Genomic DNA, 20,808 nt, shown 5'->3' with positions numbered 1-20,808 from the left:
CAAAGTTCCGGATTTGGGAGCAAGAGGGTTGTCGCAAGATGTCATTAGAATGGAGGAGAAAGGAGGGGCCGCTGCTCAGATTTGCCTATTCGATGATTACTCTATAAAAGGTGGTCGCATTGGGGAGAACCAGGAAGCCTACTTCCTGTGGGCTTTGTCATGGCAGATGTTGCATAAGGTGATGAGGTTCTCTTCGGTATTTGCACCGCCTTTGGCGTGTTGCTGGACATGGTGTGCTTCCAGATGTCTGGGGTCGGATGGATTCCATTTTTCATGGTGCCACCCGCATTCACTACACTTGTAGTCATCGCGTTGCAGTACTGCCCTTCGTACGGCATCCGGGATCACACGGTCATGCTCAGGAGCCTGGCGGTCTTCCACCAGTAAGTACACGCCGACCGGCAGATCCGGCATGCCGGTTGTCCTGGTAGCTACCGGCCACCCCTGTTCCGTCCGCAATTCGCGTACGCGCCTTGCCCATTCACTTTTGTTGTCTGCGACATAGCGGAGTTCCTCGCCTGTGATCTGCTTGCCTATGTTGACTCTCATATACTCCAGGATTTTGCTCTGAACGCTCGTCTTCTTACGGCGGATTTCGTTTGCCGTATTCCACCTGAAGGCCGCATCACGATCCTGGGTTTCGTCCAGCAACAGATAGTCGTCCGGTCCCATCTTTGAGACATCGACGGACTCCAGGGGAAGGTCACCTTCCTTGCTCATCTCTTTGGCCGTCACGCCGTTGACCACGGACCATCCGAATTGAACCCGCAGCTCTCGAACTCTTCTCGCCCATTCGCCGATCCCGGCCACCACCATCAGTTCGTTTCCGCTTATCACCGTGCGCGGATATTTTTGCAGGTAGTGAATGATCCGCTCCCGAGCTGAGGGCGCGTATTCCTTTGAAATGAGAGAACTGCCGAGATCACGTAGAAGGTTGTGGGCGGGGACGAGACACAGGACCTTTGAACGTAAATCTCCTTTCTCCAGTTCCTGTTCGAAGTCGGCCAAAAGCTCGACCAATCGTTTTCGAAGTGACTCGGGTTCTTCTTGTTTCGAGCGACGCGCCATTGATACCCCTCCGGCAGAACCTTCATTCAATAAAAAAGACTTCAGCCTTCCGGACAGCTCCTCCGGATCCTTCAATTCGCAGGTCCAGAGTTCGAGCACCTGCCATCCTGCGTCTTCAAGAACCGATTTGTTGCGCCGGTCGCGCTCGATGTTCGCTGTTATCTTGGCATCCCAGAACTCGGCGTTGGTCGCGGGCCTCTTCGCCTTCGAGCAGTCTTGATGGCCGTGCCAAAAACAACCGTGCACGAGTATCACCTTCCGGTGACGAGGCAACACGATGTCCGGCTTGCCCGGAAGAGTTTTGACGTGAAGCCTGAAACGAAAGCCCAAGCCGTGAAGGAGCTTTCGGACCGTTATCTCGGGTTTTGTATTGCCTCCCCGGATTCGGGACATGATCCAGCTTCGTTTTTCCTTGTTGAAGACGTCGGACATTCGCTCGCGCCTTTCGAGATGAGCAGGGTGTAGACCGAATCGGCAATCCTGGCGGCAAGGCGAGGGGGAACCGCATTGCCGATCTGCCTTGCAATCTCCGTCTTGGTCCCGAGGAACCGGAAGTCGTCGGGGAATGATTGCAGCCTTGCGGCCTCCCGGTGAGTGATGGGGCGATGCTGCACCGGATGCAGGTAGCGTCCCTTTTCGGGTTTGAAAAATTCGGTCCGGATCGTGACGGACGGCCGGTCCCACCACAGTCGCCCGAACAGGTCGGTCCCCCCCGAGGTCTTGCGCACCCAGCAGGCAGGGGTCAGGTGCGGCGCCCTCTTCTGCAGGTCGAATCTGTTCATCCCCTCTTCGGGGATCGATTTGTACCTCTCGATGCTCAGTGCCGTCGGGGTGCGGCCGAAGTGGATGTCGAGCGGAGCGGGTACGTCGCGGACCTCGATTCCTTCCGGGGCGGGGAGATCGCCTATCGCATCGCGGACCGTACGCCAGGGAGCCGGATCGGTTATGTAGGCGTCGAACTCCTCGGAGAAGGCTTTGCGGTGCCCGTTGTTCGGGTTGAAATGGGTCTTCTTCGGCGGAAATACGGCAGCGGGGTCGGCGAACTTGCAGCCGACGATGAAGGCGCGCCATCTGACCTGCGGTGCGCCGTAGTCGGCGGCGCACAGCTTCGCCCAACGCACGTGGAATCCCATTCCCCGGGCGATTTCGACTATCTCCCCGTGCTCGAAGGAATCAAGCAGCTGGGGCACGTTTTCCATGACGAATACGGATGCGCCCGACTTCTCGACCACTTCCATGTACGGCCGCCACAACTGCTTTCTCACGTCGCCGTCGCGGAACTTGTTGAGCAGGCTGAATCCCTGGCAGGGGGGGCCGCCGATGACTACGTCGGCTTGCGGGATGACGGTCATCGGATCGCTCAGAATGTCCACGATATCACCGACGATGCAGTGACCGCCGAAATTGGCGTTGTACGTTTTGGCGGCGTAGTCGTTGAAGTCGTTGGCCCAAACAGGCTCGAAACTGTGGCCTGCCAGTTTCGTGAACCCCAGAGTCATGCCGCCTGCACCGGCAAACAGGTCGATCAACTTAGGCTTGCACTGCGGTTCGGGGAGCAGCCCCCCGATCCGTTGGCGGTAAACCGTTTCTTCCTCCGCGACGATAGGGATGTCTTTTGCGACTTTCTTATATTTTCCGGATGCCAACTGTCAGCCTCTGTTCACTGGGATTAAAACGCTACCTTTTGTACCCTTTTATGGTGGGGTGAGTCAAGCTGAAGGACGGTAGGCAGGACCGGCGTCGGTGGAAGGTTGCCGCACCGCCATCGCATCAACAAAGCGGAGAACTGTGGGAGAGCACGGGATCAACAAATATCATCACTTGGTTAAAAAAAATTCATTGACACGCAAAGCCGTTAGGCTACTCTAACTGATAACACGCTGAGAGAAAAACTTACCATAAGGAGGGAAAAGCATGTTGCAATCGTTGATACCCGTGACCAACAACGTGTTTGTCATGAGCCATTTCGCGGAAATGAACCATCTCGCGCTGGTTGGCTGGCTGCTCGATGCCGCGACCAAGCAGGAGCAGCACCCCTTCCACGGCAAGGACATGCCGGACTGGGTGGCTGGACCGGCGCGTTTCAGGGAACATGCCGCCGCCCTGTCGCAGAAGGAAGAGGCCGCGAAGTACAAGGATATCTTGGCCATCAAGGAACGCGACCTCGAGCGTATCGCGACACTGGAGTCGATCCACTTCAACGCAAGCTACATCGTCATGAGAGCCAGGCACCTAAACGATGAGAGCCTGCTCCTGAACGTGGGGCACGAGTTGAAAGAAAAGACGAAGAGAACCCACGCGTCGACCTCAGTCACCAAGCAGCAGTTGAAGGTGACGGCCAAGAGGGGCGATCACCCGGGCTCAATTGTCCTGACCATCGAGAGGGACCCCGGCGCCGGGATCTACGAAGTCCAGTTCTGTAAAGGCGCACCTACAAGCGAGCAATCGTGGCAGCTCTTGGGCAACTTCAAAAAAGTCAGGATCTTCATCCCGGACCTGGAGCGGTCAGCCTGGTACTACTTCAGGGTGAGGAGCCACGGCGATAACGAGACGAGCCCCTGGAGCGCTCCGGTTGATATCATCGTAGGGTAAGGAAACAAACATTGGCGACGAGGGCGGCGTGGGCTGTTTGCTCCCCCCCGCCCTCGGTCCATTACCCCTTCAGTTCTTAGGCAATTCCCTCCTTCCCCTCGTACCCCTCCCTTCAAGCCCAGTCCCACAGCCAAAGACACCCACCAAAACTGCTACCGTATATCGAAATGGCGCCTCACCAGTTGAAAACCCGACGGCAAAGTTCGAACCGCGATGCAGCAATTTAAACTGGCCGCTGCGCATTTGAATCCAGGGGCAGTGAGCAAAACTGTAGATGTAGGATTGGAATTGCTGATGAATCCTCGAAACAGTGGGGGACGGATTGGAACGGTAAGTGCGGCAGTTAAAACTGCTGACGCGGTTTTTGAACGGCTGCGCAGCAATTTTAACGGCGGCGGAGGCATTTAAATTCTCGCGGGGCAATCGAAACTCCGAGGGCGCAGTTTGAACGGTGGAAGAGCAATTAAAACCTTGGCCGGCGGATTTGAACGGAGGCGGCTCAGTTTAAACCGAGCGGTGGCAATTAAAACTGCCGTCGGGGGATTTGAATTGAGGAGCGGATTTTAAAACTGCGCCGGAGGGATTTAAACTGTGGTTGGGCGGATGGAAATGAAGCAACAGGGATTCAAACCTCTAGGCTGCGAAGCGTTGTTCTGCATCTTAAAGCCGCGTGCGCGGCGGCTGCGGCAGCAGGAGCTTGTATGGTCCGACCAAGGCAAATCCCCCCAGGCTCCCCCTTCGCAAAGGGGGGGACGTGATGCCGCGCTCATTGCTTCGAGGCTAACTCATACGTGCTTCCCCGGAATTCCTTGCAGAACCATGGAAAAGTGCTGAAGGTTCGGAGTAATGGGGGCGGGAGCTGAAGCCGGGCGAGGGAGTGCCGGTCCCCACAATTTGGGAACCGGCACTTGTGCGGTTTTGCTGTTTTCTTCTGCTGATCTGGCGTCTGTAACCTCTACGCTACTGCGTCCGGAAATAGTAGAGCCCGGAGGTGATGGTGCTTCCTCCGGCGCTGGAAGAGGCCTGGAAGTAGTAGGTGGTCCTCCGGGAAAGGGAGGAGAGCTTCAGCACGTGCGAGGTGACGAGAGCGCTGCTCGAGACCAACTTGCTCAGACTGCCGGAAGAGGTGCCGTAACGGATGACGGAGTTGGACGGCAGGTTTGTGTACCACTGGATCTGCGCGATGGTAGTACCGATCGAGCCGGACAGCCCGCCGGTGAAGGCTAGCGGCGCGGTCGGAGTGGCGTACGCCTCGTTGGAAAAGGGCGAGCTTCCGGCGCTGTTCACGGCGGACACCTTGTAATAGTAGGTGGTCCCGTTGGGCACGCTGTCGGTGTAGGAGGTCGTGGTGAGGCCGGTCTTCACCGGGGTGCTTCCCTCTTGGCCGGGGGCGGTGCCGCGGTACACGCTGTAACTGGTTGCACCGCTGGCGGCACTCCAACTGAGGGCGACGTAGCCGTTGCCGGCGGTGGCCTTGAGCGCTGTCGGGGCGGCCGGGACGCTCACCGTGGGCGTAGTCGTTGTGGAGGAGCTCGCGGGTGCCAGGGCGGTGAACAGGTTCGCGCCGTTGAAGGAGCCCCAGCCGGTGGCGTTGTCGTAGCCGGTGATGGCCGGATAGTAGAGGTTCGTTGTGCTGTCGGCGACGTCGTGGAAGCTCGTGTCGTAGCCGGATCCGGTGCCGAGCTGGTACAGGGTCGGGTTCGCGAAACCCAAGGGGGAAAGGCCGCCGGTTGCGCGCTGCTGGTTCACCCTGGCGGTGAAGGCCGCCCAAAGTGGTGCCGCGCAACTCGTGCCTCCGTAGATCCACCACTGTCCCTGGAAGTAGATCGAGTAGCCGGTACCGGGATCGGCGTTCAGCGCTACGTCCGGGACGTTTCTCATCACGGAGGAGGCGACGTTCGAAAGTTTCTGCTGCCAGGATGGGATGGGCCAGAAATAGCTGACGCCGCCTCCGCCCGCCCCGCCGGACACCGTGCCGCCGTTCCAGGTGGACTCGCGGCTGTATGCGCCGCTGCCGTCGAGATAAAGCCTGGTCCCTCCAACGCCGACGACGTACGGCTGTGAAGCCGGATCGTCGACGCTCAGGGTGGAGCCGTTGTCATAGGCCCCGCTGTCACCGGCTGCGGCGTAGATGGTCTGCCCCTGGGCCGCCATCTGCTGGAAGATGGCGTTTTCGCTGCTCAAAAAGGCGGAGCCGCTATCCCCCTCGCTGAGCCCCCATGAGGTACTCACCTGTTTAGCGAGGTTGTCGGTGGCGATCCGGTTGTAGGTGTCGAGTACCCCTTTGGTGGTGTTGGGCCCCTGGTAGACGATGATCCGGCTCGCACCGGGCGCCATCGCCATCTGCAGTTCGATGTCCAGGGTGACTTCTCCCGCACCGGAACCCGGCGCGCCGGAAAAGCCGTCTACCAGCACGTTCTGCAGAGGTACCGTGGGAAGTCCGTAATATCTGGCATAGGCGGCAATGTCGGAAGGGGTGTAGCCGTCGAGCTGGAAGAGCGCGAGGGTTTGTCCGGTGCCGGTCGCGGTTACCGGTGCGAGGTTGTAGGCCGCCGCGATATCCTTGGGAGTCATGCCGCCCCCGGGGCCGGTACCGATCTGGTACGGGGTGGCCATGGGGAGACCGGCGGCACGGGTGGAGTGGCTGTGCGTGCGCCACTTGGCGGCGCTGTCCAGGCCGATGACGCCGTTTATGCATGCGGCGATGGCGCCCGGAACGCCCGGGTCGCGGTCTGGGGCGATGAAGTTGCGGCCGCTTTGCGCCTGGTACTGGTGCATCTGCAGCTCGAACGCGGCCTCGACCGCGGCGGCAGGACCTGCGACGTCGAGGACGGTGCGGTTTTCATGGGTGCCGGTGATGGTGAGCCCAATCTCTTTCGCGTATTTCTTCACCGCCTCGTAGTCCGCGGCGCTCGGTGCGAAACGATCGGTGAACTGTCGCCCGGTGAGATAATGGCCGTACTGCGGGTCGCTGGGGTCGTACATGCGCTTCAATAGATCGTTCAGCTCCGCCTGGTTGCGCAGGGGAAGGGTGAAAGAGAATCTCATCTGCGTTGCTGCCGGTAATCGGTTAAGCCTCTTGGCATTGGCGATGCTGCGTGCCGGCATGTGACCGGCGAGTCTGACCTTGGCCGTGGCGCCGGCCCAGGAAGAGGACGGGACCCCCGCTGCCATGACGAGCAGGAGCAGGACGGAAATGGGAAACAGCTTCAACGCGACTTTCAAAACGTGCCTCCGGATAAGGGTGAAAGAAACCTGTGCTGCTGGACTTCTCCAATCGGCACCTTCCGGCCAAACTTTAGCGGTACGGCTGAAAAAAGCGTTGTCGCAGGCGAAGTTATCGGAATGACTGCAGCGCGATCAGGCGCTCGCGACGGCCCTGGCGCGTGCCGATTTTTTGCATTTATGCGAAAACGGCCGTCATGATCGTGCGAATTGGTGCAAGTTGCGGGATTGCCGTTTTTTTTGTGTGCGTTTTGTCGATCGGGCGGCAGGCGCATTTTGCAGATCTGCAAAAATAACCGTTCGACTCTGGCTGGGAGGCTCGGCTGTAACGTGTTGGATTAGCGGAGTAATTTAATGGAGGCACATCGTCGTGACACTGGTACGGTAATTGCGTATACACAATGCATAGCGAAGTGACATCGCAATGCTAAGGAGGAAAAAAATGAGTGATGTGAAACTGGGAAATCCCGCGGTGGTCGGCCTTGCCGGCTTCGGAATGACGACTTTCGTGCTGCAATGCCACAACCTCGGTTGGTGCGGTATCGCCCCCGTGCTCTGGCTCGGGCTCTGTTTCGGCGGTACGGCGCAGCTGATCGCGGGCCTGATGGAGTTCAGAACCAACAACAACTTCGGGTTCTGCGCCTTCACCGGCTACGGCGCCTTCTGGATCTCGCTGTGCCTGATGATCATCTTCGGGAAGAGCCCCGAACTGGCGAAATCCTATCCGACCCTCGCCTTCAGCGCGACTGACCTCGGCTTCTACCTCGTGGCCTGGACCATCTTCACCTTCATCCTCTTCATCGCATCGATGAAACACCACGCAACGCTTGCGTTCATCTTCCTCACCCTGCTTCTGGGCTTCATCGGCCTTGACGTGAAAGAGTTCACCGGCAGCGCCCTCGCCGGGACCTTCGCCGCTTACGACCTGCTCATCTGCGCATTCTCCGCGCTTTACCTGATGGCGGTAGGCGTGTACGCCGAGTCCGGCATCAAGCTGCCGGTGGGCGAGGCATGGCTCAAAGACGCCGAGCCTTCCGAAGTCCTCGCGGCTGAGAAGGTGAAGGCGTAACAGCCTACTCTTCATAAACTGAATAAAAGAGAAGGGCCATGCCGACGGCATGGCCCTTTTTTATTTTGGGGCTACCAAAGGTATATGGATCTGTTGTCGAAGCGGTTGCGGTTGAAGTAGAGAAAGACGTTCAGTAGCAGGAAGAGGACGAAGACACAGAAGGCGTTGACGCGGTAGTGGTAGTCGGGAACCATGGTCCCGGTGGCGGTCATCACGTGCTGCACCGGCAGAAGCAAGAGGTTGGAGATGCCGTTGCAGCTCGCTAGAAAGTTGTAGCCGATGAGCAGCCAAAGCGTAAGCCGCTGCCGCTTCAGGATCCCCATGATGAGGTAAAGGGAAAGGATGCTGTCGGCAAAAATCAGATGCTCGGCGGCATCGCCCTCGTACAGCCTTCCCATGAAGGGGAACGGATCGCCCAGGTGGGAGAGGGTGACGAGCATGGAAAGGAGGTAGACGCCGGTCAGCGGGACCAGCGCGAGAGGCTTCTTGTTTTCGTTCGGCGCTTCCACGACCCTGTCCGTTTCTTTCACGCTGTGCCTCGTCTGTGTCCCGCCCTGATGGAGGGCGCTTATCTTGCGCTTGGTTCTCCGGGTCGTTTCTCGCACGGTGCGAAAATAGACCGCTGTTATATTAACAGGAGACGAAGGTTCGTGCAATATGAGTTTTCTCTTTCGTAAACGATGCGCGTGAGCACCCGGGGATAGAAGGGGGGCGCTCCGGGAAGGAAAGCCGCTGCAAGAAAAGACTACAAAAAATTACCGCTAGGACGAAAAGAGAGGGGTACGAGACGAATTCGGGAAAAAGGGGTGTCGATGTCGAGTTTTCCACCGGGTGAAGAACCGGAGCATGATGTGCCCGCAGTGCTGGCCATCGCTTACGATGACCAGTCGAGAGCGGCGCTGGCGGCGAACCCGGTCGCGTACGGATCGTGTGCCGTTCCCTGCGCTTCTTTCAGGGAGGCCCAGGAGCATGCACTGGTCCGTAGTTTCAGCGGGATACTCGTCGACCTGGTGACCATGGTTAAGGCGAAGGACGAGGAGAAGGTGATCGCCCACACCCTGACCGAGCTCTACCCGACCCTCCGTGTGAAGTCGATGGGGAACATGCTGATCCCGATGATCATGCCGGGAAACGCGAAGCAGGACAGCAACCTCAAGGACTTCTTTTTTAAGACCTGCGCGGCGTTCACCGCGAGGCCCCTCAGGCAGCACCGGCGCCGGGATATCTCGCTTCCGGTCCTCGTTGGGGATGAGCGTGGCGCTACGCTGAACCTTTCCTGGGGGGGCGCCTTCATCCTCTCGATGCATCCGGAGCGCTACCAGGCGGGGGAGGAGATCAGCGTCACCTTGATGCCGAGTCATGATGTCAGCGTCACAGCACAGGCGGTTGTTGTACGCATTCAACCTTGGGGGGAGCGGCGTCTGCCGGGGATAGGAATTGCTTTTGGCGAGTTGACCGAGGAACTGCACGAGGCGCTGCTCGCCTTGCTGAGGGTTCCAAAAGACGAAGACCGGGACAAACTGGTCACATAGGAAACGATATGATAAGCGCTGCCATTCTGGAACTGTTGAACACGACACAAGAACAGTTGGTCGAGTATCTCGACGGGGACGTCCGGGAGATCTTTTCGACCATGGTGGGTGTGGAGCTGCCGTCCTCCACTCCGGTGGAAGCCGTGACGAAGTTCACCGACTGCGTGACGGCTATGGTCGGTCTCGCCGGGAGCTACAACGGCATGATCGCCATCCACGCGGAGCAGGCGACGGCGCTGTCGTTCGCCTCGCAGATGCTGGGCATGGAGATCACCGAGTGCGACGATGACGTGCGCGACGCGCTCGGTGAAGTCGCCAACATGATTGGGGGGTCCTTCAAGCACCACTTCGTTGCCAACGGTCACGAGGTGCGCCTGTCGACCCCTTCGGTGATGTCGGGCAGCGAGTACGTCCTCAGCATGGGGGCGGCGCCGGATACCCTCACCCTTGCCTTCGGGGAGGGGCCGGGACATTTCCTTGTCTGCGTCTACCTCGAAAGGGCGACTTAGGCGCAGTGGTGGCACCGCTGGCGGTTATTTTTGTTTGAACATCGGTGAGACAAATCCCCCCTGTCCCCCCTTCGCAAAGGGGGGGACGTCAAGGCCCGTGCAGCGCTTCGTGGGGGGGCGTACACCATGCTCGTTGGAATTTCGGCGTGTAATTAAAAAAGCCGGCCCCGTGACGGGTGCCGGCTTCGTCGCGCCGTGAGCTGGGGGCTCAGGCACTGCGACCTTTGCGGCCGCTCTGCACGTGGCCGTGGGGGGTGATGACGTGGACGTTGTGGTTCGGTTCGCGCCGGATCATCATCTCATGTTTGGCGAGCATCGCCGGGTTCTTCTTCCCCTGTTCCATTGCAACGTTACGCTTCGGAGTCGTCGGCATCTTCGTTTCTCTCATAGCTGATACCTCCTCTCTCTCTGCCTAGCATTATACCACTTTTCATCCAGTCACGGCACACTCCCTCATTGCAACATCCGCTTTACGCGCCATACTTGTGCTTTGGCATCGCACATCATTTAGTTCCAAGGAGGAGAATATGAAGCGTAAACTGTCCGTCTGTCTCTCAGCCCTCGTTTGTCTCGCCCTTTCCGGGTGCGTCACGAGCGGCACCTATAAGCAGAAACAGATGGAGGCGGAAAACCTGGAGAAGAACCTCAAGGATCAGCGAGGGCAGTACAACATCCTGATGGGGGAGAACGACCAGCTGAAAAACGAGGTGAAGCGGCTGGACGGCGAGGTGGCGACCTTGACCGGCGAGCGGAGCGCGCTGACGGCGGACAAGAAGGGGCTCGAGGAGTCGCTTCGTTCCACGGCGGACGCGAAGAACCAGAAGATCGGCGAGTTAAGCCGCAAGCTGGGCGACGTGGAGGGTGAGAACAAGCGGCTTAAGGACGACATCGCCGGACTGCAGAAGCAAAAGGAGGAGGAGGTACAAAAGGCGAGCAAGACCTACGGCGACCTCCTGGAACAGATGAAAGGGGAGATCTCCAAGGGACAGGTGACCATCTCTGAACTTAAAGGTAAACTGACCGTGAACATGGTCGATTCCGTGCTCTTCGATTCCGGCAAGGCGGAAGTGAAGCCTGACGGGCTCGTCGTGCTGCAGAAGGTGGTCGACATACTGAAAAACGTGAAGGACAAGGCGGTGCGCATCGAGGGGCATACCGACAACGTCCAGATCGTAGGGCAGCTCGCCAAGCGCTATCCCACCAACTGGGAGCTTTCCGCGGCGCGCGCGCTTAACGTGACCCGTTACCTGCAGCAGCAGGGGCTTGACCCGGCGCTCCTCGCGGCGGTGGCCTACGGCGAGTACAAGCCGGTAGCGCCGAACGACACCGACGAGGGACGGGCGAAGAACCGCAGGATCGAGATCGTGCTGGTCGCCAAGGAGTAAAGCGGTCAGGGGGCGGCAGAGCGGGGGAGGGAGAGGATGAAAGTTGTTGCACTGCTTGTCGTTCTTTTCCTTTTCCGTGGCACGCCCGATGCCTTTGCCGTCCGGGGAGCCTGCCCCGGGGAAGTGGTCGTCGTGGCCGCCGCCGCAGCTGACGAGTACGAGAGCGTCTGCGCAGCGGTTCGCTCCTGCACCCCATTTCTGAAGTCGTTGGGGCTCGTCCTGCCGGATGGGCTGACCCTGACGCTCGAAGGCGCGCCGCTGGAAAAAAGCTTGGACCATGCCTTTGGTTACTACGATCCACGCAGCAACTCCATTCACCTGCTGAACTACCGGGCAGCCCTGGAGGCCTCCAGGGCCGCCCCTTCTTTTGGCGTCCCCTTTGACCCGGCAATCTGGCGCAGCTATATCATCCACGAACTTGCCCATGCAGCAGCCCAGGGAGGGTTCCGCCGCGGAGCGCAAAGCCATACGGCCAGCGAGTACATAGCGGCCGTGAGCCAACTGGCCACGCTCGCGCCGGACGAGCGGGCTAGGATTTTGGAGCACTACGGGGAATTGAGCGGGTTCGACGGGGTGGAGGATATAACCCTGAACTATTACCTGCTTGATCCGGCCAGGTTCGCCATCAATTCGTTCCTGCACTACCTGAAGCCCGGCAACGGCGCCGCCTTTGTCCGGCAGCTCCTCTTGAACGGTCTTCCCGACGAGTGAGCCGGGCCGCGGAGAAACTTCAGGTTTTGGCGGTATATGGTACAAATATGAGCACAAAGAGAGAGGAGATAGACATGACAACTCCTGCGGAAACCTCGTACTGCCACACCCTGTCGCTTGCGACCGATCCGGAGTTGCGCCGCCGCTTCATGGTTATGGACGAGGAGCTGAAGGGGAACCTGCGCTTCGGGCTCCTCCTGGAGATCCTGGACAAGGTGGCCGAGGAGACTGCGCTCGCCTACGTGAACCGCTTCCACCCCGGGGCCCGCGTGGTGACCGCGGCGATCGACAACATCATCGTGCGACACGTGGCGGACGTGACGCGTGACCTCATATGCGAGGCCCGCATCAACCACGTGGGGCGCTCCTCGCTGGAGATCGGCATCAGGGTGGAGCAGCCGGGCGAGCCGGCGAACCACGTCGCCTCCTGCTACTTCACCATGGTTGCGCGCTCGGGGATGGGGGAGGGGGCGGTGAGCATGACACTTCCGCCGCTTGACTACGGAAGCGAGAAGGAGCGAAGGCGCGCGCTGAAGGCTACGGCGCGTCGGGAGGAGTACCGCCAGCAGCAGTCGCTTCTGTCGGAGCCGCCCAGCGCGGAGGAGTACCGGATGCTGGCGTCCCTGCACCATGCTCAGGACGAGCCGGGCTTCCAGGGGCTCCTGACCGGGCGACTGACGGCGGATGCCTGGGAGCGGATGTATCCGGAGTTCGAAAACGTGCCGCAAAAGATCTTCGGCGGGTACCTGGTACGTCGGGCCTACGAGCTTTCCTCGATCTGCTCCGAACTCGTGGCGCCGGACCGCTCCGTGATGGCGGCGGTGAACCGGATCAACTTCTTTCACCCGGTACGCATGGGGGACAAGCTGCACTACACAAGCCGCGTGGTCTACACGAACGGAAGCTACATCTGCGTCGAGGCGAACATCGAGCGCATCAGCCGCGACCGCACCAGCAAGGCGCTCTCCAACTCCTGCCTCTTCACCTTCGTGAACGTGGACCGGGAACTGGTGCATCGCCCGGTGCCGACGGTGTACCCGACCACCTACGCCGAGGATGCAAGGTACCTTGCCGCGGCGAGGAGTTTTGAGGGGCTCGCGGAGCACGTCTACATCATTTGACCGGGTAGGTAAGGCACGGACCGACGGGGGGCGCGGGGAGAAGAATTCCCCGCGCCCTCTTTTTTTTGCGCAGACGCCAAAATTTTGCAGCGGCGCCTCTCGTTTTGCACAAACGCCAAATCGCCGAAGGTGGAAGCGGCTAAAAGAGACCGTTAGCCCGGGCTATTTGGGAAAGATTAAGAAGATTTGGAACGCAGAAATGTGTTAAAGTTGCGCATGTTGCGACGTTTTTGAGCAGTGCCGACGGGCGCATGACAGGGCCTCGGTCAATGATGCCGGGGATTTGCCGCCAAAGCGCTTCGTTGGTATACATCATGCTTTTTGACGTAGCATCACACTTTATCACTGCTCCCGATGGAGCAGAACGAGGGCTGAGAGATGGATACGTACACGATTGATGTCGAACTGGAACACTACTACGGCGACCGCATGGCTACCAGCAGCAGGGAAGCCTGCCGCCGCTTCTACCTGAGAGCTGTCTCGCGCTGCAACGCGGCCGAGCTTGAGCGCTACCTGCGCGTGGTGAAAGCGCACGCCTCGGTATATTCGTCGGTGCACCACATGTTTCGCTCTCCCTTCAAGCACGTCGAGCTGCCGCTTTTCCTGACCAGCCTTGTCCTCTTCATCTCCAGCCTGGTCATGGTCTGCACCGGCGCGACCAGCGTCCTCATAGCAGGCGGCACCTCGGCAGGCTTTCTCGGCATGGTGCAGTGCGCCAGGCAGTTGATCCGCAACTGGCAGCAGCACTCGGTGCGCGAGGCGGTCTTCAGCGAGTTTGCCGAGTTTTTGCAGCAGGAAACCACGCGTTAATAGATTCCCCCGAAATCCGGTAAAGAGGCTGCCACGGAAGGTCCGTGCGCAGCCTCTTTTCTGTCTCTTCTCCTCCCCCTCCTTTGACGGCGCGCTTTTTTTCTATATAGTATTGGAGCCTTGCGGGGCACTCATCTCATGAATGGAGGTAGCAACATGAAACGCCTGATCCTTCTTTTCGTCACCCTGCTTCTGCTCTCGCCTATAGCGGCCCACGCGAGTCTCGACGGGTTCCTCTCCAGCCTGAATGTGCAGGCGCGGGCCGACATGGCCGGGTTTTCCGCCAAGGTGAGTGCGCAGTTCGGCGTGCCGCAGGCCAAGGTTCAGATGGTGCTGCAAAGCGTGCCGGAGCCGGCCGACGCATTCATGCTCTTCCAGCTCGGTCAGTACTCGGGGAAGCCGGTGGACCAGGTCTACCAGGTGTATCAGCCGAACAAGAAGAAGGGGTGGGGGGCGATCGCCAAGGAGCTCGGTATAAAACCCGGCTCGCCGGAGTTCCATGCCCTCAAGCGGGGTGACCTGCATTTCACCGGGGAGCCCGCAGGGCAGGGGGGCGGCCCCGGCAAGGGAAAAGGGCAAGGCAAGGGACACGGCAAGGGGCACAACAAGTAATCGAACGCGAGTTAGTAGTTCCGCGGCAGGGGAGAGGCCAGGCATTTTTGCCTGGCCTCTTTTTTTTTTAAGAGCAAATCCCCGCTGTCCCCCCTTCGCAAAGGGGGGAACGTGATGCCATGCTCAGTGCTTCGAGGCTAACGCACACATGCTCCCCGGAATTTCCTGAAGAACCTTCGCAAAGGGGGGACACTAGGTCTCGTTCTGTGCTTCATGGGGACTTTCCCTAGCTGTGACAGAAAACTCCGGGGGCTTTATGGCATCTGTTGACTCTATGACTTAAACAGTATACTGTTTATGACAGTATTGTCGTGGCCTATGAGAGAGTGGGAGGCGGTTATGATGTCGGCGGTGTTGTACGGAGGGGCGGCGGTGGCGGTACTGGTATCCTGGCGGTTGGACCCGGAGCGGACCCGGAGGGCGCTGCGCATCGGCTCCAAGTCCCTGCAGGGCTTAGCGCCGAGGATCCTCGGCATGGTGGTGCTGGTCGGCCTGATGCTGGCTCTCGTCCCTCCCGAACTGATCAGGAAGCTCTTCAGCTACGGCGGCATCGCCGGCTTCACCCTTGTTTCGGCGCTGGGTGCCGTAGTCACCATGCCGGCTCCAATCGCCTTCGCGCTGGTCGGCTCCCTCTATAAACTGGGAGCCCAGCCGGCAAGCCTCGCCGCCTTCGTCACCACGCTCACCATGGTGGGGATCATGACCGCCCCCATGGAGGTCTCCTGCTTCGGGACCCGCTTCACCTTCATGCGGCAATCACTCAGCTTCGTCACCGCCATCGCCATCGGGCTCATGATGGGGGTGCTCCTGTGAAGGCGACCCTTGCTGATTACCGGCTCTTCTTGATCGTTCTGGGCGCGAACCTCGTCCTCTCCCTCTTTAAACCTGAGGCGGCCGGGCTGTCGGCGGCCAACTCGGGACGGTTCCTCCTCGAGGTGCTTTCCATCGTGCCGCCGGTCATGGTGCTCATGGGGCTCATGGACGTATGGCTGCCGCGCCGCGTGGTGGAATCACATCTCGGTCCGGATTCCGGCATGCTCGGGGCGGCGGTCGCCATGCTGCTCGGAACCGCCGCGGCCGGACCGCTCTACGCCGCCTTTCCCGTCGCCGTCTCCCTCCGGCAAAAGGGGGCGCGCACGGCGAACCTGGTCATCTTCCTGGGGACCTGGGGGAGCATCAAGATCCCGATGCTCCTCATGGAGAGCAGCTTCATAAGCCTCCGCTTCGCCCTCTTGCGCCTCGTCCTTACCATCCCCTGCATCCTCCTTTCCGGCTACCTCATGGAGCGCCTGCTGCCGCAGGAGGCGCCGCTGCCCCAGCCGGAAGGCGCGGACGCTTGAAACAAGGAGAAAACATGGCACCTAAAACGAAACAGCAACGTCACCTCCCCGCCTTCGTTCTCCTCCTGCTGGCCGAAGGGGAGAAGCATGGCGGCGCCATCCTCACCGAGCTGTCGCAGCGCATGCCGGGGTGCCGGCCCGACAGCGCCGCCCTGTACCGCACCCTGCAGCAACTGGAGGAGGCGGGGGAGACGGTTTCCACCTGGGATACCAGCGGAAGCGGCCCGGCGCGCAGGGTCTACCGCATCACGGACGTCGGGTGGGAGAGGCTCGGCTTCTGGCGGCACGATATCGAGATGCGCCTGGCTAACCTGCAATACTTCCTTGAAACCTACCGTGCCCTGGAGAAAAGGGACACGCCCTGAACCGCGCGCGCCGGACTCCGCCTCGGGCGTGGGGAACTTTCGCGTGCCGACCTTCGCAATGCCCTATTCGAGGCTATAAGCCTGTAAGACCGGTAACTTCCCTCCAACGCCACCTGCAAATGCCCCCACAATCGATCTTGCCAACGCCTGCGATTAAAGTCACTATGCGTCCCCGACGATAATCATTATGAGGGAAAACCCCACAATTTCATCGGGAATGCCATGACACGAAGGACCCGACATACGCTCGTTTATTTCTTCTTCGCCTTGCTGGGGGTGTCCCTTGTCTTCATCCTGCTTACCTACCGCAATCTGGAGCAGTGCGCGCAGCGCGGCGGCGCCTACTTGCTCGGCGGGGTGCATCATCTTCTGCTGCTGACCAGCCTTTTGGTCACCATCGGTGCGGTCGGGATCTACGTGATCTTCTTCTGGTTCATAAAGCTCGCGGACCGGGAGCAGGAGAGGGAAGAGATCAGCAAAAAGGCCGTGCTCGATGCCGCGATCCGCGAGAGGAACCGGGCTCAGCTCTACCTGGACATCGCCGGCGTCATGTTCGCCGCCATCGACCGCTCCGGCACCATCATCCTTATCAACAGGAAGGGGTGCCAGATCCTCGGTTGGGCAGAGGACGAGCTTTTGGGGCGCAACTGGTTCGACGTCTGCCTGCCGCCTGCGGTAGTCGGCGTCGTGAAGGAGGTCTTCGCCAAGCAGATGGCGGGGGAGATCGAGGCGGTGGAGTTCTTCGAGAACGCCATCCTCACCAATAGCGGCGAGGAACGCATGATCGCGTTTCACAACACCCTTTTGCATGACGACGACGGGGTGATCAGCGGCGTGCTCTTTTCCGGCGAGGATATTACCGAGCGCAAGCAGGCGGAGGCCTCGCTGGAGAAGGCGGCCAACGAATGGCGCGCGGCGATGGACGCCTCCGCCGATGCCATCTACCTGCTCGACCCGCAACGCAGGCTGATGCTCGCCAACCGGGAATTCTACCGCATGGTCGGCAGCACTCCCGAAGCGTGTGCGGGACGGCACATCGCCGAGATCCTCCATCCCGGGTTCAGTGGGCATTGCGCGCAGTGTGTTGTTGAGGAGTCCCAGCAGGACGCGGTGACCGTGCTTGAGGAGGGGGATCCTGAGAACTATTATCGGCACCCGGTGCAGGTGACCCTCAGGGTCGTCAGGGATGTGGCGGGCGCTCCGCTCAGTCTTGTGGTCACCCGGCACGACCTGACCGCCGACCGCGAGACCCAGCGGACCCTGCGCGAGAGTGAGGAGCGTTACCGTCAGCTCGTCGAGCTTTCCCAGGACATCATCTTCATAAAGGTGGACGACAGGATCGTCTTCATAAACGACGCCGGGGTACGCATGCTCGGGGCGGAGTCGGTCAATGAGATCCTCTCCAGGGAGGTGCTCGATTTCATACATCCCACTTCAAGGGAGCTCTTTCTTGCCGAACTGGAGCGGGCGTCCCGGCAGGTCGGGCAGCTTCCGGTCATAGAACTCGACTTCCAGCGGCTCGACGGAGAAACCTTCTGCGGAGAGGCTACGGCGACCTCGATCATGCACCACGGCAAACCTGCGGTGCACTTCTTCGTGCGCGACATCACCAACCGGAAGAACCTGGAGGCGCAACTGCGCCACTCCCAGAAGCTCGAGGCCGTGGGGCACCTGGCCGGCGGCATTGCGCACGACTTCAACAACATCCTCACCGTGATCGGCGGGTATGGAGCGCTTCTGGAGATGCGGATGGTGGAGGGGGATCCGGGCCGGGAGATGCTCGACCAGGTCCTCGCCGCCTCCGACCGTGCCGCGAACCTCACCCGCAGCCTCCTTGCCTTCAGTCGAAAGCAGGACATGCACCCGGCGTACTGCGACTTGAACGAGATCGTCTTGAGCGTCTCCAAGTTCCTGAAAAGGATCATCGGCGAGGACATCGCTTTCGAGACCGACCTCGATGTTGGGCCGCTCGCCATCTACGCCGATTGCGGGCAGATCGAACAGGTGATCATCAACCTCGCCACCAACGCGCGCGACGCCATGAGGAAGGGGGGAACCCTGACCGTCGCCACCCGGAGCGTCGTCCTGAGCCAATCCTTCCAGGAGTCGCACGGCTTCGGCGCGCCGGGATACTACGCCCTCATCACGGTTGCCGATACCGGCTCGGGGATGGACGAAGCCACGAGGAGCAAGATCTTCGAGCCGTTCTTCACCACCAAGGACGTTGGGAAGGGGACGGGGCTCGGGCTCTCCATCGTCTACGGGATCGTGCAGCAGCATAAGGGGTTCATCGACGTGGAGAGCGAGGCTGGGGTGGGGACGACTTTCCACGTCTACCTGCCGGTATCACAGGAACAGGCCCCGGCTAAAGCGCACGGCACGGCGCGGGAAGAGCTCCCGTGCGGCTCCGAGACCATCCTCGTGGTGGAGGACGAGGAGCACGTGCGGGACCTGGTGAACGAAGCCCTGAAACAGTTCGGTTACCGCACCATCCTGGCCGTGGACGGGGCGGACGCACTGGAGAAGTACCGCGAGCACCGCGGCAGCATCGCGCTCGTCTTCACCGATCTCATCATGCCGAGGATGAGCGGACGGGAGCTGTACGACGAGCTGAAGCGCGAAGATCCCGCCGTCAGGATCCTCTTCACGAGCGGCTACACCGCGGACATGCTCACCGACCTTGAAACCGTGGTTCCCCACGTCGAAATCCTGATGAAGCCGATCTCCCCCCCGGAGCTCGCCAGAAAAGTGCGGGAGCTTCTCGACGCGTAGGTGCCGGGGAGGGTGAGGGGATGGGAGCAGGAATTCCGGCGGCACGTTCGTTGACTTGCCCATGCGCGATGGTACCTTTTCCCGGGTTAGCCCCCGCACGCCCAGGGGCGCCAACGGGAGGGGGGATGCCGGACTCCGATTCCGATCAGCAGATGGCCTCCGTGGTGCACCGCAACATCGAGTCCCTCCTTGAGAGGCGCCAGTCCGAGGAGCGGAACAAGGGGGTGCAGGAGCGGGTCGCCGACGCCATCACCGCCTTCACCGGTAGCATGACCTTCGTGTACATACACCTCGTCCTCTTCACCGGCTGGATCCTCGTCAACGTCGGCTGGCTTCCCGTCATGAAGCGGTTCGACCCCACCCTGGTGATCCTCGCCATGTTCGCCTCGGTCGAGGCAATCTTTCTTTCCACCTTCGTCCTCATCAGCCAAAACCGCATGCAGGCCTTCGCCGACCGGCGCGCCGAACTGAACCTGCACATCGATCTCCTCGCGGAGCACGAGGTGACCAGGATCATCGAGCTTTTGACCGCCATCGGCACCAAGTTGGGCGTCGCCGAGTCGATGAACCCGGAACTTGAGGAGCTGAGACAGGACGTCCGGCCGGAGAAGGTGCTTGAGACCATGGACCGGGCCGAGCAGGAGCTGAAAGAGGAATAACCTCCCGCACCTTTGTCCCTTCACATCATATTTCCCTAGCGTATACGTTTTACCTGTGTTAAAGACGTTGCCAAAATTCGTATATGCCTCTCCGAGCTTCGCCGCCTAAAAGGTCCTCCTCACGGCTGCGGGCCAACGGGTACTGCTGGAAACGGCGGTGCCTCCCTTTTGGAAAGGAGAGCCTTGTCTGCGGCCGGAGTGTATCCGACCGTACAGGGCCCCTTTCCATCCGGAACGGGGCTTTTTTGTGTCCACCGTTATGTAGCGTGTAATACAACGAAGGAGTTCAGGTCCATGCGCATCGTGATTTCCATCGACGACACCGACAACTTAGAGAGCCGGGGCACCGGCGAAATCGCCTCCCTGGTGGCAGACGAGCTGCAGCAGAAAGGGTGGGGGAGCTGCGGCTTCATCACCCGGCACCAGCTTTTCGTGCACCCGGACATCCCGTACACCTCCCACAACAGCGCCATGTGCTTCTACGCCGACATCGACGAGGTATGGCTCGAGCCGGTGATCGGGCACGTGGCCGAGTTCCTCGAGCGGGAGAGCGCTCCCGGTTCCGACCCCGGCCTCTGCGTGGCGGTCCCAGGTCGGATGACGGCGCGCAACGAGCTGATCGCCTTTGGGCGGCGCGCAAAGCGCGATGTGGTGCGCATGGACGAGGCGTACGAACTCGCCGGGAAGTTGGGGGTGCATCTCTCCCAGCACGGCGGCACAGGGCAGGGGGTGATCGGGGCCCTCGCCGGCGCCGGGCTAAGGATGTCCGGCAACGACGGGCGCCTCAAGGGGTTCCTGGACTTCGGCCAACCGTACCGGATGCTACGGGTGGACGAGCTCATGCAGCACCCGCTCGTCGACGTGGTGAGAAGCGTTACCGGCGAGGCGCTGCGCGACGACGACCTGGTGACCATCGGCGAGAAGCCGAAGACGGTGCTTTTGGAAGGTGAATCGGTGCTGCTCGTCGGGGCTCCGCAGACCGCGGGGACCGGGGCGCGCTGGCAGACCCTGCACCGCAAGCAGTTGAAGGCGTACTAG

Annotated in this window: 20 protein-coding genes and 1 riboswitch; of the genes, 15 read left to right on the top strand and 5 right to left on the bottom strand. The window is 60.4% G+C overall.

The features are described from left to right. Window positions 1-138: 138 nt before the first annotated feature. On the bottom strand, window positions 139-1,500 hold the full coding sequence (vsr, locus tag E8L22_RS01015) for a very short patch repair endonuclease (RefSeq protein WP_246044503.1): 1,362 nt from the start codon (window positions 1,498-1,500) through the stop codon (window positions 139-141). After that, entirely contained in the window at window positions 1,422-2,714 is a 1,293-nt protein-coding gene (locus E8L22_RS01005; RefSeq protein ID WP_198420100.1) for a DNA cytosine methyltransferase, read from the bottom strand. The genes vsr and E8L22_RS01005 overlap by 79 nt, the downstream gene beginning before the upstream one ends. Window positions 2,715-2,982: 268 nt before the next feature. On the opposite strand from E8L22_RS01005, the gene E8L22_RS01000 reads away from it, so the two are divergent. Beyond that, window positions 2,983-3,660 carry a fibronectin type III domain-containing protein gene (locus E8L22_RS01000; RefSeq protein ID WP_136523436.1) on the top strand — a complete coding sequence of 226 codons (678 nt, stop codon included), beginning with the start codon at window positions 2,983-2,985 and terminating at the stop codon, window positions 3,658-3,660. A gap of 960 nt (window positions 3,661-4,620) precedes the next feature. On the opposite strand, the gene E8L22_RS00995 is transcribed toward E8L22_RS01000, so the two are convergent. Then, window positions 4,621-6,885, bottom strand: a complete 2,265-nt coding sequence (locus tag E8L22_RS00995) for a protease pro-enzyme activation domain-containing protein (RefSeq protein WP_136523435.1) — start codon at window positions 6,883-6,885, stop codon at window positions 4,621-4,623. A 442-nt stretch (window positions 6,886-7,327) separates the two neighbouring features. On the opposite strand from E8L22_RS00995, the gene E8L22_RS00990 reads away from it, so the two are divergent. Then, the gene (locus E8L22_RS00990; RefSeq protein ID WP_136523434.1) at window positions 7,328-7,954 is read left to right on the top strand and encodes an acetate uptake transporter; all 627 of its coding nucleotides are present in this window, start codon (window positions 7,328-7,330) and stop codon (window positions 7,952-7,954) included. A 71-nt stretch (window positions 7,955-8,025) separates the two neighbouring features. Here the strand turns inward: E8L22_RS00990 and E8L22_RS00985 are convergent, their stop codons facing one another. Continuing rightward, a complete protein-coding gene (locus tag E8L22_RS00985) occupies window positions 8,026-8,484 on the bottom strand; it encodes a hypothetical protein (protein WP_136523433.1) in 459 nt (152 codons plus the stop codon). A 321-nt stretch (window positions 8,485-8,805) separates the two neighbouring features. Here E8L22_RS00985 and E8L22_RS00980 point away from each other — a divergent pair, with 321 nt between their 5' ends. Together E8L22_RS00980 and E8L22_RS00975 are read left to right on the top strand one after the other, a co-directional pair. Then, window positions 8,806-9,486: a PilZ domain-containing protein gene (locus E8L22_RS00980; protein WP_162604754.1), complete on the top strand. Its 681-nt coding sequence runs from the start codon at window positions 8,806-8,808 to the stop codon at window positions 9,484-9,486. A gap of 8 nt (window positions 9,487-9,494) precedes the next feature. Further along, complete coding sequence (locus E8L22_RS00975; RefSeq protein ID WP_136523431.1) at window positions 9,495-9,995, top strand: chemotaxis protein CheX; 501 nt, start codon at window positions 9,495-9,497, stop codon at window positions 9,993-9,995. Window positions 9,996-10,203: 208 nt separating this feature from the next. On the opposite strand, the gene E8L22_RS00970 is transcribed toward E8L22_RS00975, so the two are convergent. Beyond that, window positions 10,204-10,383 carry a hypothetical protein gene (locus E8L22_RS00970; protein WP_136523430.1) on the bottom strand — a complete coding sequence of 60 codons (180 nt, stop codon included), beginning with the start codon at window positions 10,381-10,383 and terminating at the stop codon, window positions 10,204-10,206. A gap of 139 nt (window positions 10,384-10,522) precedes the next feature. Between E8L22_RS00970 and E8L22_RS00965 the strand changes: the two genes are divergently transcribed. The 11 genes from E8L22_RS00965 (at window position 10,523) to E8L22_RS00915 (ending at window position 20,808) form a co-directional block, all read left to right on the top strand. Further along, on the top strand, window positions 10,523-11,380 hold the full coding sequence (locus E8L22_RS00965) for an OmpA/MotB family protein (RefSeq protein ID WP_136523429.1): 858 nt from the start codon (window positions 10,523-10,525) through the stop codon (window positions 11,378-11,380). Between the two features lie 36 nt (window positions 11,381-11,416). Next, the gene (locus E8L22_RS00960; protein WP_136523428.1) at window positions 11,417-12,091 is read left to right on the top strand and encodes a DUF6639 family protein; all 675 of its coding nucleotides are present in this window, start codon (window positions 11,417-11,419) and stop codon (window positions 12,089-12,091) included. A gap of 74 nt (window positions 12,092-12,165) precedes the next feature. Then, on the top strand, window positions 12,166-13,212 hold the full coding sequence (locus tag E8L22_RS00955; protein ID WP_136523427.1) for an acyl-CoA thioesterase: 1,047 nt from the start codon (window positions 12,166-12,168) through the stop codon (window positions 13,210-13,212). 378 nt (window positions 13,213-13,590) lie between these two features. Continuing rightward, window positions 13,591-14,022: a GSU0071 family protein gene (locus E8L22_RS00950; RefSeq protein WP_136523426.1), complete on the top strand. Its 432-nt coding sequence runs from the start codon at window positions 13,591-13,593 to the stop codon at window positions 14,020-14,022. 156 nt (window positions 14,023-14,178) lie between these two features. Continuing rightward, window positions 14,179-14,634, top strand: coding sequence for a hypothetical protein (locus E8L22_RS00945; protein WP_136515981.1), 456 nt, complete (start codon window positions 14,179-14,181; stop codon window positions 14,632-14,634). Between the two features lie 342 nt (window positions 14,635-14,976). After that, window positions 14,977-15,447, top strand: a complete 471-nt coding sequence (locus E8L22_RS00940) for a permease (protein ID WP_246044488.1) — start codon at window positions 14,977-14,979, stop codon at window positions 15,445-15,447. After that, window positions 15,444-15,974 carry a permease gene (locus tag E8L22_RS00935; protein ID WP_136523424.1) on the top strand — a complete coding sequence of 177 codons (531 nt, stop codon included), beginning with the start codon at window positions 15,444-15,446 and terminating at the stop codon, window positions 15,972-15,974. Before E8L22_RS00940 ends, E8L22_RS00935 begins: the two co-directional genes overlap by 4 nt. A 14-nt stretch (window positions 15,975-15,988) precedes the next feature. Continuing rightward, window positions 15,989-16,339, top strand: coding sequence for a PadR family transcriptional regulator (locus E8L22_RS00930; RefSeq protein ID WP_136523423.1), 351 nt, complete (start codon window positions 15,989-15,991; stop codon window positions 16,337-16,339). 222 nt (window positions 16,340-16,561) lie between these two features. Further along, a complete protein-coding gene (locus tag E8L22_RS00925; protein ID WP_136523422.1) occupies window positions 16,562-19,111 on the top strand; it encodes a PAS domain S-box protein in 2,550 nt (849 codons plus the stop codon). A 125-nt stretch (window positions 19,112-19,236) separates the two neighbouring features. Beyond that, entirely contained in the window at window positions 19,237-19,770 is a 534-nt protein-coding gene (locus tag E8L22_RS00920) for a DUF1003 domain-containing protein (protein WP_136523421.1), read from the top strand. Window positions 19,771-19,847: 77 nt separating this feature from the next. After that, a riboswitch (molybdenum cofactor riboswitch) is annotated at window positions 19,848-19,965 on the top strand. A 99-nt stretch (window positions 19,966-20,064) separates the two neighbouring features. Then, window positions 20,065-20,808 (top strand): hypothetical protein, encoded by a 744-nt coding sequence (locus tag E8L22_RS00915; RefSeq protein ID WP_136523420.1) that lies wholly within the window; start codon window positions 20,065-20,067, stop codon window positions 20,806-20,808.

This window comes from Geomonas ferrireducens, assembly GCF_004917065.1.
Lineage (GTDB): Bacteria > Desulfobacterota > Desulfuromonadia > Geobacterales > Geobacteraceae > Geomonas > Geomonas ferrireducens.
Note: the sequence above shows the minus strand (reverse complement) of the source record. Positions and strands in the feature narration are given on the sequence as shown.